Here is a 17,134-nt window from a genome sequence, read left to right on the forward strand (position 1 = left end):
GAGTCAGTCCACCAGATATTGCAGGCGATCTTCGAGAAAAGGCACTGAATCCTCGGTAAGAAGGATCAGCATGTCGCATTCGATGTCCCGGTCTTCCAGGGCATAGCAGATTTCGATACACAGCAGCTGTTCTTCATGGGCGCTGTGGTGATCCAGCAATTCGGTAATTTGGCGGTGCTGCCCCAGCACCGTGGGGTGGCCAAGGCCGAGTTTCAGGTCGAGCTGGTCGCCAATGCCTTTGAGGAAGGCGCCGAAGAGTATGCTGGACATATCCATCAGCACTTCTACGTTCACCGCTTCACCCTCAAGGGTGTCGTAGTGAAGCATTTCCGCCATTTCCCGGAAGCTGGCGTCTGCGAACAGCAGAAGAGCCTCTCCGGCGACGCCGGCCCCGGTGAACCCCTGGCACACCGCGGAATAGGTGTCGCTGTCGCTGACCGAGGAAATGGCCATGTGCAGTTCGGAGTTGGCCAGGAAGGCGACCTTGGGAATCGGCTGTTTGACGAAGACACGTAACAACCGGGCCAGCAGATCGGAGGACCGGCCCATGGCGACGTTGGAAATTTCCTGCAGGTAGTCGTTCAGGGAAACGGAGATTTCCGGAGCGGCACTGCCTGTGCTCTTCAGGCTGCTGTCCTGTAGCGCCGAATCTTCGAGTTCACCAGGCCGGTACAGGCCGTATTCCACCAACAGGTCAAGTACGGTGCAGGTTTCTGTCGGCTTTTTGATGAAGTCGAGGGCGCCGAGCTTTTTGACCCGGTCCCGGGCTTCGGGCTGGATATCGCCGGAAACGACGATGGTCATGACCGGTAAATCTTCTTTGCGAACCTGTTCCAGCACCTGATAGCCATCCATCTCTGGCATGTTCAGATCCAGGAACAGCAGCTCTGCCTCTCCCCCGCGCAATTTCTCCAGCGCTTCCACACCGTCCTTTGCGAAACTGACATCTCCGCGCAATCCCTCCGGTAGCGCCCGGGCCATTTGCTTTCTGGCAAGGGCAGAATCGTCGCAGATCAGTATCCGGGTGGTCATTGATGGGGCCGTAGAGGGTTGGTCATAAAGTGCGAAAGTATACCAGTAGTATTTGTTGTGTACACGTTTGCTACAGCATTCGTAACAATGGGTAAGGCGTTGTAAGTATTTTAAGCCAAAGGTTTTGTGACTGTATTCAAAGTTGGTCGAGTATTACTGAATTGTAAACGGTGATTGTGACTCTGCTCACTCTATTGGCCGATCTGCCTTGGTTATAGTGTGTCTGCGGCAAATAAAAAATAATGTTAAACACTGCCGCCTGTGAGCACCGGAAAACCAAAAATAAACCGGGCTACAGAAGAGTCGGGCGTCGGAAACTGGCTCTAAAATACTAATTCAGAGACGCAAGATTATGAGACAGCAGGCGTATGGATACGCTGCCGTCACCCTGTTCTGCCTGGGTATTGCGCCCGTTGTCCAGGCGGAGCTGAAGCCCATTTCTGATGAAACAATGGGTGAGGTGACCGGGCAGGCTTTTATGCAGATCGAAAACATTCAGGATATACCGGGAAATCCTCATGAGTTCACGCGCATGACGCTGACCATGGATGTGGAAACCCGGATGAATGTGGATGACGTGCAAGCCGGCGAAATTGATGGCGGCATGGACTTCGCTGCCCAGCATGTGGCGCTCGGGCATATTGCCCGTAATGACGGTGAGCAGTTTAACGGTCGCACATACAGTGCCGGAGACACCGTTCATTTCGAGGCGTTTAAACCCTACATCGAGCTGGCGGAAGACCCTGCCGAGGGTAAGCTTTCCGGCTTTCGTATGGGGTTTGGACAGGCGAGAGGGTCGGTTTCTTCGCTGACCAGCAGCTTCAGTGGCGATATCGGCCTGAAGTTGGTTGATGGATCCGGGCAGGAATTCGACGCGACGCTTTTTGATGAGAACACCCAGGCCACCAATTACCGGGCCAGTCATATCGGTATTGATGATGGAACGGCGGACTGTGCCTCGGGCACCAATTGCGCACCCTTGACCCACCTGCAGTCGCTGTACGTCGGCGAAGAGGGCGCTGATGGCGTGACCGATTTCACGAACGACTTCTTCATTGGCTTCCAGCGCGAGGGCGTGGAATGGCAGAGCCCGGACGGTGCCAATGTCATTAATGCTGGCAAAGGTGTTTTTATCAATCTGCCTACAAGCATGAAAGTGGACATGAGCCAATTGATCAGTCAGGGCGTGGACCGGTTGCAGACCCATCGGGACGATATGGGTACCCAATTGTTTTAAATGCTAAACTCCTGCCAGTGTTTAACCAACTCGGCAGGAGCTCAGTCCCTTGATCCGCTCGTTTTACTGGCATGATTACGAAACCTTCGGTGTAGACCCGGTTCACGACAGGCCTTCCCAGTTTGCCGGCGTGCGGACGGATGCGGATCTCAACATCATCGAGGATCCGCTGGTGATTTACTGCAAGCCAGCGGACGATTACCTGCCATCGCCCGAAGCCTGTCTGATTACCGGGATCACCCCGCAAAAGGCCCTGGAAGATGGCTTTCCCGAGGCAGAGTTCATCGCCCAGATTAATGAAGCCTTCAGTCAGCCCGGCACCTGTGTGGTTGGCTACAACAGCCTGCGCTTTGACGACGAAGTGACTCGGCACACCCTCTACCGCAACCTGCGCGATCCCTACGCACGAGAATGGCAGAACGGCAATTCCCGCTGGGATATCATCGATATGGTACGCCTGACCTACGCGCTGCGCCCCGAAGGTATCAACTGGCCCCGCAAGGAAGATGGCAGCCCCAGTTTCAAACTGGAGGAGCTTACCGTTGCCAACGGTATCGCCCACGAAGCAGCCCACGATGCCATGTCGGATGTTGAAGCGACCATTGCAGTGGCCAAGCTGATCAAGGAGAAACAGCCGAAGCTCTTCGATTTTGTTCTGCAGAACAAGGACAAACACTCTGCCCGCGCCATGCTGGATACCGCCAGCATGAAGCCGGTGTTCCACATATCCGCCAAGTACCCGGCCAGCCGGGGTTGCTGCGCCCTGGTCGCACCTGTAGCCGAGCACCCCACCAACAAGAACCTGGTGATTGTCTACGACCTGCGTGAAGACCCCAGCGAGCTGATTAACGCCAATGCTGAACAGATTCGTGAGCGGGTATTTACTTCCCAGGCGGAACTGGGGGAGGGCGTAAGCCGATTTCCGCTGAAAGGCGTGCAACTGAATAAATGCCCGGTGCTGGCGCCGGCGAATATGCTATCCACCCTTTCTCCGGAGCGCCTCGAAGAATTGGCCCTGGACGGGGACACGCTGCGAGCCAACCTGGCCATGCTGCGCAAGGCGCCGGATTTGCCCGCCAGAATTTCCGAGGCCTTCGACCAGCCCCACGAAAGCGACCTGACAGACCCGGATGAACAGCTCTATGCAGGTGGCTTTATCAGCAAAACTGACCGCGAGAAGCTGAACTGGGTGCTGGAACAGCCGGTTGAGACGCTTGGCGAGCTGGAGGTGACCTTCGAAGACGATCGCCTGCAGGAGCTGCTCTTTCGTTATCGGGCGCGGAATTACCCGGGTAGCCTGATGGGCGAAGAAATGGAAAGGTGGGAGGAGTTTCGCAGCCAGAGATTAATGCATCCGAAGAAGGGTTGGCGGTCTCTGGAGGCTTTTGCCCAGGAACTACAGCGTCTGGCGGCAGACCCGGAACTCACGCCCCAAAAGCGGCATATCCTTGAGGATCTTCATTTGTATGGGGAGTCTTTAATCCCCTACATCTGAGGATCCGAGTGCGGAAGCGAGGTCAGATGATACTCTGCATCTGACCTCGGGTTTCTGTTCACCGCCGCTTCAGGAAATAGACGCTCAGATTCTGACCCATCAGGCTCTGCACTTCACTGCCCAGGGCTTCTGCCTGGATCTGCTTCTGAACAGGTGCGGTAGCGAGGCTGTGGCCATCCACATCCCGCGCTTTCACAAACTTCCAGTCCACTTCGTTACTCGCCATGGCCATCAGCTCTTTCAACTGGGCTGTGTCCTGGGGCCGAAACCATCTGTCCCTGCAGCCCCCGAGGCTGTAGAAATCGGCGTCGGCGGTCAGTTCCTGCCAGGCGGCATCGCTGCGATTGGCAAGAACCATCCGGCGGAGTTGGCGCAATGTCTGTCGTGTGGGCTGTAGCTTATGCTCACTGACCAGTTTACGAATTTGTTTGTCACCAGCGGTTTGTTCCGCAATGGCAGTGTGCATGTGCACCACTGCACCAGAACCAGTGGCCTGGTTAACCAGGGCGGCAAGCGAAAGGGTGTTCATGGCCGGTGAGGGCAGGCGACCGACTTCAATCCAGTGCACCTGGTGGCCATCGGCCACGAAACGCTGGGCGATGGACCAGGTCCAGAACACGATGTTGTCCATACCCATCTCGTTCGCCATGCGCGTAGCTTTGGCGATGTTGGCCAGGGATTCATCCACCGCGATCACTTCCACGTCGTCCAGATAGCTGGCCAGTTCCATCGCCCGCTGGCCGGACTGCGCACCGCACACCATGATCCGAAGGGTGGCCGGGAGATTTTCCGTGTCCAGCCCCAGTTCAGTGGCCATCAGTGTCTTCAGGCTGCTTTCGGTGCGATAGGCCAACCGGGACCAAGACGGCCATGCCTGGGGAACATCGGTCTTCTCCAGGCAAAGCTCTTCGGCCTTCTCATCGAAATTCTGCTTGATGGCTTCCTCTTCGGCCCGATCGTAATAGCTGGCGGCCAGGACTGGCTGTAATGCCAGGGGCCAATCTACGAGATTCCATTGGCCAAGTTGTACCGCGAAGGGCTGATGGAAGAGAGCGCCATACATTGCGGTGATCATCAGAGAGCCGATGAGTTCGTCCTGTTCCTCGCCAAGGGCAAACTGGGCCTGGATGCTGTCGTTGATGGCTGAGACCAGTCGTTCTTCGTCGTCTTCAGCAGCGAGGGCATAGCCGGTTCTGTCGGCATATTGAGCGATAGCCAGTGTCAGGCGCTGCAGCTCGTCCCGAAGTTCAACGGTTTGCGCTACTTCGGCAATGATCGCCCGACGAAGCATTGTCACCAGTTCTTCCACGGCCGGATTGGGCATCAGGGTTTTCTGGAGAGCAAGGATTAGCAGTTCATCTTCGCTGGCCGCATCCAGTAAAATCTGTGCATCCGGGGTATCCAGATCGTACTGTTGATGAATAATCGCGCCGACAAACCGACCCAATTCCTGGTGCGGCAAACCATTCCGCTGAAGCAGGGCGATAGCATCCTGGGCCAGTGTGGAATCGGCTTTGCTCACTTCCAGATATTGGGCGCAAGTGAGCATTCCGCTGTATACGGAATCCCATTCAGCGCCGGTTTCCAGAAGCTTGCGATAATGCAAATAAGCCACATCAAACTGCCCCTGCAGCCGCTTGGAATGGGCAACCCCACAGAAAGCGGCGGCAGATTGCCGGTCGCAGTCCAGGGCCTGCAGGAAGTACTGTTCCGCAAGCGCCGGTCGCTCGGTTTTGAGTGCCCAGTAACCCAGGTTGCAATACTGCTGAACCTGGCCCGGCTGATGGTCCAGGCTGGCGTTGAACAGGGTGTGTGCCTTCTCAAGCTGCCCGTCGTCCATCTCCACACGGCCAAGCAGCCCCAGCCCACCGGCATGCAGCGGCTCCAGGGCCAGCGCCTCGTTCAGATAGCCCCGACATTCCTGCCGGGCCTTCAGCCGCTGGATATGGCTGAGGTCGTTGCTGTTGGACTCTCCGTAGGCAAGGTTGGCCTGCAGCAGCAGGCGGGCAACCTGGGCCTGTTGGGATTGGGATACCTGAACTTGATGCTTGGCTTGCATGGGACACCTCGTGTTCCTTGCCGCATCGTCTAAGCGGCAAAGATCTGCAGTTTTAGTGGTTTTGCAGTATGTGAGGAGTCTTTAGCGAATCGCGTGCCAAGTGTCCCATGGTTGGTTTTGGGCAGGCTATTAAATAAGGCTGAAGAGAGAGGAGTAACCTCGAAAAGGCCCAGAGATTGCCCCGTCGGTCTTATTCTGGATCATTGATCGACTGGTAAATCCAGGGATCGTTATCCATTTTGTACTCTTTATGAGTTACGTTGTGGAAGTGTTTTGGAAGTTGCTCGAAGCAGTCAAGAAAGCTTGTTTTCCATTCTTTGAGGAATTCGGTAACCTCGCGTGAATTCTCCATGGCTAATGTATGAGCAAAGCCTACATACAGGAAATGTCTGACTGCCCCACGAATCATGTAGTAGAAGCTGGGGTCTTGTTTGACAAGCTCTTGCTCCATGTACCTGCTTATTTCGGATGTCACGCGAGTAATATCTTTTTTACCTTCAAGCTTTTTCGACTTTATTAGGCCAGATATTGTGGAATGAAGTCGCTTCAGACTGTCTTCTGTTGCTTTTAGTTGAGACTCTATTCGGTCTGTCGCCACTGGCTTTGCATTTTCGGAGAAGAGCGTAGCGAGGATGCGATCACGATTCTTTTCTGACCCGAACTCTTCTGCAATTTCAAGAAACGCTTGGCTATCTAACCACTTAGCACCCTCAATATCAGCCCCGTCTGCACAGTTGGAGAAATTAAAAGTCCTCGCCCCTGCGTTGGTGAGGCTTATGAGGTATTCGACGCTCCGTTTAGCTGTGAAATACGTCGGAGTCGTTTGAACACTATTGCCTCGAACCCCTTTCACGGCGAAGGTCTTCGTGTTTGAGAAGGCTTTTGTGGCCCCTTCAGAAAGCTCGGCATGCAGGGATTCGTCCTCGCTCTTCATGTAAATAGATTGTTTCGCATGGTGCTTTTTATTGTCCGCGAAACCGAAGTCAGTGCCGAAGAGGAATATGTTACGAAGTCCCATTTGTGAGCAGAGAGCAAGAGCTGCATTTGTACAAGTAGGGGTACCGTGGGAAATCGTTGCGTCTGGCGAGCCGAACATGCCGCTAATTGGGCTCTCTTTCTTGAAGTATAACCGTTGATCGCCAAAAAGATCCCAGATAAGCGGACAGACTTGAGAGGCTGCGATAATGCGGACTTTCTTTAGTTTTGCTCGATCGTACGAGGAGAGAACTCGGTAGTTGAGATAATCTGATTCCAATTCAACGTGAAAATCCGGATAGATATCGTTCTCCAGGAGTACTCGTAGTCCTGTGCCTGCGCTGACTATGACCACCCTGTTTCTCACAGACTTGATGTCTTCAATCCGGTTATCGAGAGATGGTCCGCTCCCGATAATCAGTACGGGGACGTCCGACTCCAGGCTTCCCCTCCCAGGTATTGTTCGAATGCCGTTGTAAAACGCATGCAAGGCATTGTTGATCTGGCGCACTTCATCATCGTAGTGACCCCAGACCGTTAATGAAGCAACTGCCTCACGATTTAGGCGACGGGCGACCTGTTCCATTACGGGGTCGCCTCTTTCGTTAAGGAAGAAGTTCATGATCGGGAAAATGGGGGAGAAATGCAGCAGATTCTCAAGCAGCGCTCCCCAGATCCCTTCTTCAGTATGTTTGGCCCCAATAAGAAATCGAAGCGACTGTCCTGATTTCTGAAAAGCGTTATAGATTTTTTCCCAATCTGTAGTCAGAAGGCTCGCTGCAAAAACTTCTACATCGGGCTCCAGAACGATCGCATTCTCAACACGGCCTGATTCGACAAGCTGTTCGATTTGATAGCCCAAACCAACTCCCTGAAAAACAACTAGAGGATAGAAGTTCGGAATTGGGTAGCCGGTAAAGCTTTCTCGAGTGACCGGAGACAATTTGGTTAGATTGTCTACGGCCATGTGAGCAAATCTTGGATGGTAATAATCGCCGGGCCATGGAGGGGGCAACGATGGCATTTTCTTGCCCGGGCTAAAGGTGTTCTCGAATAACTCAACACCCTGCTTGGCGCGGGCCCGCGCTTGACCATTGTAGAGAGATTTACCATCCACCCGAAGGTCAACCTCGTCTTCTGCAGTGCTAATGACCACCTCGGCTCTGGTCATTTGATAGTTCTTGTAGAAATTGTAAATGGCTGGGTAGGTTCTGCTGAAAAACTCAAGATTTCTGGTTCTCCGGTGGGCAAAAGCGAGTGCAGGATTCCGATTCTGTTTTTTTGCGTTCACGTTTTTCTCCGAATTCTTGAGTGCGGCCCTGGCCCTACCATAATCGGCAAATGACTGATATCTGAGATGTTAGCATATAGACAAGACTTGCCCGACCCCTCGCAGGGTCGGGCAAGTCTTGTGTTCAGTCTGGTAAGCCACTCAGGTATTAACCCTGGAGAAGCTGCAACACCTGCTGGGGGCGGGCATTTGCTTGAGAAAGCACTGAGAGTCCAGCCTGTTGAAGCACCTGTGTGCGCGCCAGCTCGGCTGTTTCTGCCGCAAAGTCAGCATCTCTGATCCGGCTGTTGGCGGCTGCCAGGTTCTCTGAGGTCGTGCTCAAATTGGAGATAGTTGACTCGAATCGGTTTTGAACCGCGCCCAGCTCGCTTCGGATGCCGTTGATTGTGGTGAGGGCTGAATCTACCCGCTTAATGGCATCATTCGCACCGGCAACCGTCTTGATATTCACTTCCTCGAGGCTGCCTGTTACGGCAATCGTCTCGCCGCCAGCCAAAAACCCGGCGTTCTCTGGCGCTGTTCCACCAATTGTTATGGCTTCGAGGGCTTCAATGGAGATTTGACCTTGGAAGGTTGCTGCTGACCCGACTGTACCAACAGCTGCAGCAACAACCCCGGTGGTACCAAGGGCAGGTGAGCCTCCGGTAGAGGTTGTCAAGGACTGGGCCGTGATGGTGAAGTTTTCACCCGTTTCTTCGGTCAAGACAAGACCTGCTGTGCCGGTGCTTGCTGTCAGACCTTCAATTCCGGCTTCATTGATTGCAGTGGCAAATTCGTCTGCCGTTATCGTATCACCCGCGGTGCCGGAGGTTGACGCCGAAACCGTGTAAGAAGCTGTTCCCACACTTATGTCAATGGAATAAATACGAGTTCCGGCCCCCGTAGCCGCTGCAATATCAGAAAAACCGACATCCTGAACATTTGTGGCTGTAACCGTTGGAAGGCCTGGGATGTTGGCTGAATCAATAGCTTCAGCTTTGGCTCTTGCCGACGAGTCAGTGCCAGTGCCAGGGATAGCGAATGCTTCGCTGTCGCCGACGGCAATGGTTAGATCACCCTCTGCCAGCGGAGCGTTGCTTACCTGTCGAGGACCAGAAACGGCCAATGAGCCGATCTGGTCGGCTCGAGAGCCTTTGGTTAGGTTAACGTCGATGGTATCGCCGGCATTGGCGCCAACCTGGAACTGCTGCTCTCCGAACGATCCATCCAGCACCTTCAATCCGTTGAACGTCGTTTGGTCAGCGATCCTGGCAATTTCCTCAATCCGCTGTTGTACTTCCTGATCAAGGGCGAGCCTGTCAGACGCGCTGTTTGTGGCGTTAGCCGACTGAACCGCAAGGTCACGAATCCTCTGAAGGTTGTTTATGACTTCGCTCAGAGCTCCCTCTGTAGTTTGCGCTAAAGATATTCCGTCACTGGCGTTTCTCTGGGCAACGTTTAAGCCTGAAATCTGAGATTGAAAGCGAGTGGAGATGGCCAGGCCAGCCGCATCATCCTTCGCAGAATTAATCCGGAGACCTGAAGAAAGTCTCTCAAACGCCACATTGGCATCGCGCTGGGATTCGTTCAGATTCCGCTGTGCGTTAAGTGAGGCAATATTTGTATTGATGACTTGGGGCATAGCTTTTCTCCCTTTCCAGAGATACCGATCGCCCACTTCTCCAATGAACTAGAGGTAGTGAGCAAGCCGGAATAGATTCGTTTTCCGCTTTTTCTGAGCACAAGCTGGTTTCGTGCCAGGTTTCCGAAAAAACTCTCAGGCTTATGAAAAGTAAGGTTAAAATAGGCGAAGATATGGGGCGGTAGGTTCGGGGAGAAATTTTTTATCGGAGTTGATTGGCAGGATTTTGCCGCTTTTACATTCTTTTACAAAAAAAGGATTTTTTTCGTTAAAGGACGGGAGAGAGGGGCCGTTAAGCGGTGTAACAGGGAGGCGCTTCCAAACCACAAACCTATTGGGCGCCAAACCTTTTCCACAAAGTAACGACGGTTGTCGAAAGGAGAAGCACTATGGCTCTCGGTATTAACACCAATGTGGCGTCACTCAGCGCGCAAAACCAACTCCAGAAGTCTCAGGATCTGAGCAATCAGGCTCTCGAGCGTCTCTCTTCTGGTCTCCGGATTAATTCTGCGAAGGATGATGCGGCTGGCTTGGCCATCTCCACTCGCTTCCAGTCTCAGATTCGTGGTCTGGACGTTGCTCAGCGCAACGCAAACGACGGCATCTCTCTGGCGCAAACGGCTGAAGGTGCCCTGGACGAAATCACCAATAACCTTCAGCGAATTCGTGACCTTGCGGTTCAGTCTGCTAACGCGACTAATAGTGCTTCAGACCGGGCAGCCCTGGATCAGGAAGTTCAGCAGCGTCTGGCAGAAGTTGAGCGGATTTCGACCCAGACCGCGTTTAACGGCCTTAAAGTTCTTGATGGTACTTTTGGTGAGCAGAACTTCCAGGTTGGCGCAGACGCTGGTCAAACAATTGGTGTGGATCTGTCTCAAGGTACCCGTCGGGATCAGATTGGGTCTCTCGCTTCTCTGACAGGCACAGATGTAACTGCCGCACTGTCAGCTGGCGATCTCGAGATTCAGGTTGGCACAGGCCCGTCTGTTGCGATTGGCGCCTCCGATAGCGATTCGGCAGCATCAATAGCGGAAGCTATCAATGATGCAAACGTTGCAGGTTTGACCTCGGTTTCGGCAACAAACGTGAATGAAATTGGCTTCTCGACAATTACTGCTTCTACCGGCGGCGCTGGTACTACCAGAACTTTGTCTGCTGACATCAGCGTGGGAACTGTTTCAACTACCGTCTCGATCACTACCGACGACAACACTGATACCATAACTGCAGCTGAATTTGCTGCGGCCGTGAACGAGGCCGGTATCGATGGCTTGACGGCTACCACTGGAACAGCCGGCCTTGTGTTCACTCAAGCTGATGGTGAAAACTTTACCATCACAAGTCAGACGCTGAGCACCTCGACTGGCGGTTCTCCAGCTATTGGTACCACAGGTTTCGCGACCACAGGTACTGTGGGAAGTGCTGCAACCCAAAGAGGCCAGGTTACTATTGAGGCTCTGGAAGATATCACACTGGGTGGCAATACTGAGACTGCTGCAGGTTTCACTGATGGCCAAGTTCAGGCTGCGTCAGGTTCGATTGATACAATCAGCGTTGCCGATGTGGATGGTGCCAATGATGCGATCAAGCGTATCGACTCTGCCCTGCAAACTGTGAATGGACTTCGTAGTGAGTTGGGTGCGGTTCAGAACCGGTTTGATTCCACTATTGCGAACCTGGCAACCACTTCTGAAAACCTGAGCGCTGCAAATAGCCGAATCCTGGACGCAGACTTCGCAGCTGAAACTGCAAAACTGTCCAAGTCTCAGGTTCTGCAGCAGGCCGGTATATCGGTACTGGCGCAGGCGAACGCCCGTCCGCAGCAGGTTCTGTCCCTCCTGCAGTAATTGGGGCATAGCGGTAATAGCCGGAACCTTCGGGGTCCGGCTTAGCGCCGTTTTAGGATAGCGAGGTAAGCTATGAATGACGTTAACCTGAACAGCCCGGATCTGAAGCTGGTTCGTACCAGTGACCAAGCACCGGCTCGGGCAATTTCGTCATCTCAGGCCGAAGGCAGGAATGCCTCCGACCTTGCCTCTTCGACAGCGGGACGCACTGCGCCCACATCCACAGTTCCTCAAACGCAGGATGGTTCCAGAGCGGAACGGCTTCAGAAGCAGAATGAGGCCCAGCGGGAAGAGCTTGATGATGCGGTGTCGCAGTTGAACAGTTATGTTCAGAATGTCCAGCGGGATCTGCAGTTTGAGGTGAATAACGAACTGGGGCAGACGGTTGTTCGTGTAGTAGACCAGCAAACCCAGGAAGTGATTCGCCAGATTCCGGATGAAGTGGCAATGAGGTTGGCAGAAAACTTGCAGCAGGATGAGCCGCTGACGTTGTTTAACATCAAAGTGTAAGCGCTTGCCGCTTGTGAAATGATTTAAGCATCGGTATTTCAGCACCGCCGCACCCGAGAGGGTCCGGCGGTGTTCTGCGTTATGAGCTAAGCTTGTTTTTTACAAGTTGTTACAAATCGGGAAAAGAAAAAGGCAAAGTTTTGCCGCATTTTGCCGATAACTTGAACAGTGAGTAGGTTGGCCCCCTTGAGGAGGCATTGGTATGGCAAGTATTTCATCTCTCGGTGTGGGTTCGGGCGTTCTGACCTCTGATCTGGTGGACCAGTTGGTTCAGGCGGAGCGTGCTCCGACCGAAAATCGTTTGACCCAGAAGACTGAGCAAACTCAGGCCCTTATCTCGGCCTACGGCACACTCCGAAGCGCCGTCACCGAGTTGCGCTTGCCTATGCGTCAACTCAGCGCTCCGGACAACCTCAAGGCGTTCTCTGCGAGCTCTTCGAACGACAACATTGGTGTTTCGGTCGATAGTACTAAGGCTAGCCGCGGTACCTATAGCGTAGAGGTGACCAGCTTGGCTGGGGCACAGGCGTTGGCTTCAAGAGATGTATTCGCGGATCGCGACGCTACCAGCGTTGGCCAGGGCACCCTGACACTCAAAGTAGGGGACAAGACGACCAACCTTACCATCGACAACAGCAATGACACCTTGCAAGGCTTGGCCAACGCTATAAATGACGCCGACGCCGGTGTGTCTGCAGGGGTAATTGATACCGGGAATGGCTTTCAACTGGTTCTATCCGCAGATGAGACAGGCACTGCCAATGCTGTCAGCATTTCAGTATCGGGTGACACTGGGGGCACGGACACAGATAATCAGGGGCTCTCCCGGTTTGCATTTAATTCTGCTATGGACGCCGAATCCGGATTGAAGGAGACCATTGCGGCCACTGATGCGGTTATGCAAATCAATGGCGTTGAGGTGACGCGCTCCAATAACAGTTTTGAGAATGTTATTGACGGATTGACCTTCGAGATTTCGGAAGTCGGGACCTCGACTGTCAAGGTTGAGCAGGACTTTGGTGCTGTGGCGGACAGGGTTCAGGGGTTCGTAGACAAGTTTAACGCGCTTCAGGCTACCATCGATAATCTGGCAGGTTTTAACGCTGAAGCCGGCGTGGGCAGTTTATTGACCGGCGATAGCACGGTTCGTGGTATTCAAAACCAGCTGCGCCAGATCCTTACCAGAATCGTCCCAGGGCTTGAGGGTAGCAGCGTCCGTAGCCTGGCGGATGTGGGGGTTACGACTGACTTTGAAACCGGTGGTCTGCAGTTTGACCGAGCAAAGTTTGAAGAGCAGCTCAAAAGCAATCCGGATGATGTTACTGCGCTGTTCGCTGAACAGGGGAGGACCACCGATAGCCAAGTCGAGTTTGTTCGCAGTGGTTTGAATACGGAGCCTGGGACATATGGTGTCAATATTACTCAGGCTGCGACACAGGGTAATCTCGTAGCAGGGACGGCTTTGTCTGCCGGTATTACAATTGACGGTACGAACGACGCTCTGACATTTCAGGTGAACGGCGAGACCTCGGTTAGTATAACGCTATCCCAACAGACATATGCTACGGCGCAGGATCTGGTGGATGAGATTCAATCCCAGCTCAACAGTAACAATGCGCTAAATGCTGCCGGTGCGTCGGTAAAAGCGGAGCTTGACGGTAGTGGGCGGCTGAGTTTTACATCTGCGAAATATGGTAGCGATTCTGCTGTAACTCTAACCTCAGCAGACGATGCTGCGGCTTTTGGGCTTGATTCGACCACTGCAACGGAGGGGCTAGATGTTGCCGGAAGCATTGGAGGTCGGACGGCAGAAGGCGATGGCCAGGTGCTTTTCCTCGGTAGTGGCAACGGTGGAGCGTCGGGTCTACAGGTAAGGGTGCTTGGAGACGAGACTGGCAGTCGCGGCTCAATAACCTTTGTTGAGGGTGTGGCTGAGCGTACGGTGGATCTGGTCACACGATTCGTTGGCGCTGAAGGTGCGATCGAGTCGAGAACAGAAAGTTTGACTCGGGATTTGGAGCAAATCCAGGAGAGCCAGGCAAGACTCGAGGAGCGTATAGCTTCATTTCGTGAGCGCCTGGTAAGTCAATTTACGGCGGCCGATTCGCTTATTTCGCAACTGAATAGCACACAGGATTTCGTCAGTCAGCAACTTGCTGCATTGGCGCCCCAGAACAACCGTCAGAATAATTGATCGGCTATTGGCGGTCGAAGTTACAAGAGGTTAACACTATGAACGGATTGCAAGCTTACCAGCGCGTAAATACCCAAACCAGCATTACTGATGCTGATCCACATAAGCTGATCCAGCTGCTATACAATGGTGCCATTGAGCGCCTGAATATGGCGAAGGCGCGCATGCAGGCAAAAGACTACGAAGGTAAGGGAAAACTTATTACCAAGGCGATCGAAATTATTGGTGGCCTTCGAAGCTTTCTCGACTTTGAAAAAGGCGGCGAACTTGCTTTGCGTCTCGAGAGCCTTTACGACTACATGGAGCGCACGTTGTTCCAGGCTAACGCAAAAAATGACGTAGCCAAGCTCGATGAGGTGGTCGACCTGCTCCGAGCCATCAAAGAAGGCTGGGACGGCATTCGCGAGGAAGCAGTAGGCGGTCAGCAGCAGGCTGTCTAAAGCGAATACCTGATTGCCACGCTATCACCTCCTATTGGGCTGGGTAATACCCCGGCCCAATAGCCATTCCCCCCGCTGTCCCGTACAATAGCTCCCTTATTTTCAACACATCCATTCTATTCAGTCTGGAGCAAGGGCATGTCTGATATCAAAAAGGTGGTGCTGGCCTATTCTGGTGGCCTGGATACTTCCGTTATCGTTCGGTGGTTGCAGGATACCTATAACTGTGAGGTGGTGACCTTCACCGCCGACATCGGCCAGGGCGAGGAAGTTGAGCCGGCGCGGGCGAAAGCCGAGGCGTTGGGCGTTAAGGAAATCTACATTGAGGACCTGCGCGAGGAGTTTGTGCGCGATTACGTGTTCCCGATGTTCCGCGCGAATACCATCTATGAGGGTGAGTACCTGCTGGGTACCTCCATTGCCCGTCCTCTGATTGCCAAGCGTTTGATTGATATCGCCAATGAAACCGGCGCCGATGCCATTTCCCATGGCGCGACCGGCAAGGGCAACGATCAGGTGCGGTTCGAGCTGGGTGCTTACGCGCTTAAGCCGGGTGTGAAGGTGATTGCGCCCTGGCGTGAGTGGGATCTGAATTCCCGCGAGAAGCTGCTGAAGTACTGCGAAGAGCGCAACATCCCGGTGGAAATGAAGAAGGGCAAGAGCCCGTACTCCATGGATGCCAACCTGCTGCACATCTCCTACGAAGGCATCAACCTGGAAGATCCCTGGGCGGAAGCCGAGGAAGATATGTGGCGCTGGAGTGTGTCTCCCGAAGCCGCCCCGGATGAGCCGACCTATGTTGAGCTGACTTACAAGAAGGGCGACATTGTTGCCATCGATGGTCAGGACATGAAGCCCCACGTGGTTCTGGAAACCCTGAACAAGCTGGCGGGTGCCAACGGCATTGGCCGTCTCGATATCGTCGAGAACCGCTACGTGGGCATGAAGTCCCGCGGTTGCTACGAAACGCCGGGCGGAACCATCATGCTGCGTGCCCACCGTGCCATCGAGTCCATCACGCTGGATCGCGAAGTGGCGCACCTGAAAGACAGCATCATGCCGCGCTACGCCGAGGTGATCTACAACGGTTACTGGTGGTCCCCGGAGCGTGAGGCGCTGCAGGCGCTGATCGATCAGACTCAGAACTATGTAAACGGTACTGTTCGTCTGAAGCTCTATAAGGGCAATGTGGATGTGGTTGGCCGTAAGTCTGAGGATTCTCTGTTTGACGAGAAGATCGCTACCTTTGAGGAAGATCAGGGTGCGTACGACCAGAAGGATGCGGAAGGCTTTATCAAGCTGAATGCGCTGCGTCTGCGGATTGCCGCCGGCAAAGGCCGCAAGCTTTAAGTCTGCTCTACGGACGCCCGGAACTCTCCGGGCGTTTTCCCCGTTACCGCCTTGAACTTCCGGTGAAACGACGTGGTTTCACTGTACCCCAGCCTCAGTGCAATATCCGGAATGGCCAACTCGCTGTTGCGAAGATAGTCCTCGGCCATCTTTTGCCGCACTTCATCTAAAAGTTTTTGATAAGACACGCCTTCCTGGCCGAGCTTTCTCTGCAGGGTTCGGCTGGTCATCCCCAGGTCTTCCGCCACCATGTCTTGCCGGGTAATGCCGTGCATCAGCTGCTGCTGAATGCTATGGCGGACCTTCGAAGTCAGGTCGCTGTCGGTATCCAGGGAGGCCAGTTGGCTCAGGGCGTGAGCTTCCAGAGTTTTTCGGAGCAGGGGGTCGGGGTGCCTCAGTCGGGTTTCCAACAGGTTTTTCTTGAGGGTGATGCTGTCTTCCTCGGCCGAGAAGGTGACGGGGCAGAGCCAGCGATCTTGATAGGCTTTTTCAAACTTTGAACCAGGCGATTCACGGCGGAGTTTTACCGAGCTTGGTGACGCCTCCTGATTGTCTGCTAGCCAGCGGGCGTAGTTCACCCAGGAGGCAAACACATTGTCCACCAGTTGTGGTCGGACGATGGGGTCGGTGTAGTTGCAGTTCCAGGTCAGTTTGATGTCTTCGCCTTTCATGGCGAGGCTGGTGGTTCCCATATCTCCGACGAGTTTTTCGAACGGTGCAATGCGTGCGACGGCTTCGCCCAGGGTGGCGCAGCTCATAGTGATATAGCCGAGCACGCTGTAGGAGCCAGGCTGAACAAAGTCCCCGATTTCCAGGCCCAGTATCGGGTTGCCGGTTTGTTCGCACAATAAATGGATAAAGTGCTGGAACTGTTCTCCGTTAATGCGGCCGTCGTCGGTGTCGAGGATGTCCGGATTCAGATCGGCTTTGTTTAAAAGCGGATTAATATCCACGTCGGCGGACTCGGCTGCTCGAGCGTACTGTCGTAGTGCGGCGATAGAGGCGGTTCCGAGGGTCTCCATAGCGACTCGCTACTCCCTTAGAGATGTTATTATTGGCGGGAGTATATAATAAAAGACGTAG

At 53.9% G+C, this 17,134-nt stretch carries 12 protein-coding genes; 7 read left to right on the forward strand and 5 right to left on the reverse strand.

The features are described 5' to 3' along the window. Nucleotides 1-3 precede the first annotated feature (3 nt). On the reverse strand, nt 4-1,032 hold the full coding sequence (locus MDHKLMBL_RS01620; protein ID WP_104269984.1) for a response regulator: 1,029 nt from the start codon (nt 1,030-1,032) through the stop codon (nt 4-6). Nucleotides 1,033-1,384: 352 nt separating this feature from the next. On the opposite strand from MDHKLMBL_RS01620, the gene MDHKLMBL_RS01625 reads away from it, so the two are divergent. Together MDHKLMBL_RS01625 and sbcB are read left to right on the forward strand one after the other, a co-directional pair. Further along, entirely contained in the window at nt 1,385-2,269 is an 885-nt protein-coding gene (locus MDHKLMBL_RS01625; RefSeq protein WP_104269985.1) for a hypothetical protein, read from the forward strand. 49 nt (nt 2,270-2,318) lie between these two features. Further along, nucleotides 2,319-3,764 (forward strand): exodeoxyribonuclease I, encoded by a 1,446-nt coding sequence (sbcB, locus tag MDHKLMBL_RS01630; RefSeq protein WP_104269986.1) that lies wholly within the window; start codon nt 2,319-2,321, stop codon nt 3,762-3,764. Between the two features lie 58 nt (nt 3,765-3,822). On the opposite strand, the gene MDHKLMBL_RS01635 is transcribed toward sbcB, so the two are convergent. The 3 genes from MDHKLMBL_RS01635 to MDHKLMBL_RS01645 all read right to left on the reverse strand — a co-directional run bounded on the left by MDHKLMBL_RS01635 (nt 3,823) and on the right by MDHKLMBL_RS01645 (nt 9,710). After that, complete coding sequence (locus MDHKLMBL_RS01635; RefSeq protein ID WP_104269987.1) at nt 3,823-5,823, reverse strand: hypothetical protein; 2,001 nt, start codon at nt 5,821-5,823, stop codon at nt 3,823-3,825. 190 nt (nt 5,824-6,013) lie between these two features. Continuing rightward, nucleotides 6,014-8,089, reverse strand: a complete 2,076-nt coding sequence (locus tag MDHKLMBL_RS01640; protein WP_146083400.1) for a motility associated factor glycosyltransferase family protein — start codon at nt 8,087-8,089, stop codon at nt 6,014-6,016. 148 nt (nt 8,090-8,237) lie between these two features. After that, on the reverse strand, nt 8,238-9,710 hold the full coding sequence (locus MDHKLMBL_RS01645) for a flagellin N-terminal helical domain-containing protein (protein WP_104269989.1): 1,473 nt from the start codon (nt 9,708-9,710) through the stop codon (nt 8,238-8,240). Nucleotides 9,711-10,099: 389 nt separating this feature from the next. On the opposite strand from MDHKLMBL_RS01645, the gene MDHKLMBL_RS01650 reads away from it, so the two are divergent. The 5 genes from MDHKLMBL_RS01650 (at nt 10,100) to MDHKLMBL_RS01670 (ending at nt 16,051) form a co-directional block, all read left to right on the forward strand. Then, the gene (locus MDHKLMBL_RS01650; protein WP_104269990.1) at nt 10,100-11,557 is read left to right on the forward strand and encodes a flagellin N-terminal helical domain-containing protein; all 1,458 of its coding nucleotides are present in this window, start codon (nt 10,100-10,102) and stop codon (nt 11,555-11,557) included. 72 nt (nt 11,558-11,629) lie between these two features. Beyond that, nucleotides 11,630-12,067, forward strand: a complete 438-nt coding sequence (locus MDHKLMBL_RS01655) for a flagellar protein FlaG (RefSeq protein ID WP_104269991.1) — start codon at nt 11,630-11,632, stop codon at nt 12,065-12,067. Nucleotides 12,068-12,269: 202 nt separating this feature from the next. Further along, nucleotides 12,270-14,261: a flagellar filament capping protein FliD gene (gene fliD, locus MDHKLMBL_RS01660; RefSeq protein ID WP_104269992.1), complete on the forward strand. Its 1,992-nt coding sequence runs from the start codon at nt 12,270-12,272 to the stop codon at nt 14,259-14,261. A gap of 38 nt (nt 14,262-14,299) precedes the next feature. Continuing rightward, nucleotides 14,300-14,701, forward strand: a complete 402-nt coding sequence (fliS, locus tag MDHKLMBL_RS01665) for a flagellar export chaperone FliS (RefSeq protein WP_104269993.1) — start codon at nt 14,300-14,302, stop codon at nt 14,699-14,701. 138 nt (nt 14,702-14,839) lie between these two features. Beyond that, nucleotides 14,840-16,051, forward strand: a complete 1,212-nt coding sequence (locus MDHKLMBL_RS01670; protein WP_062782091.1) for an argininosuccinate synthase — start codon at nt 14,840-14,842, stop codon at nt 16,049-16,051. On the opposite strand, the gene MDHKLMBL_RS01675 is transcribed toward MDHKLMBL_RS01670, so the two are convergent. Beyond that, the gene (locus tag MDHKLMBL_RS01675; protein ID WP_104269994.1) at nt 16,048-17,073 is read right to left on the reverse strand and encodes an AraC family transcriptional regulator; all 1,026 of its coding nucleotides are present in this window, start codon (nt 17,071-17,073) and stop codon (nt 16,048-16,050) included. The genes MDHKLMBL_RS01670 and MDHKLMBL_RS01675 overlap by 4 nt on opposite strands. Nucleotides 17,074-17,134 lie beyond the last annotated feature (61 nt).

The sequence above is a fragment of the Marinobacter flavimaris genome, from assembly GCF_002933295.1.
Classification (GTDB): domain Bacteria; phylum Pseudomonadota; class Gammaproteobacteria; order Pseudomonadales; family Oleiphilaceae; genus Marinobacter; species Marinobacter flavimaris.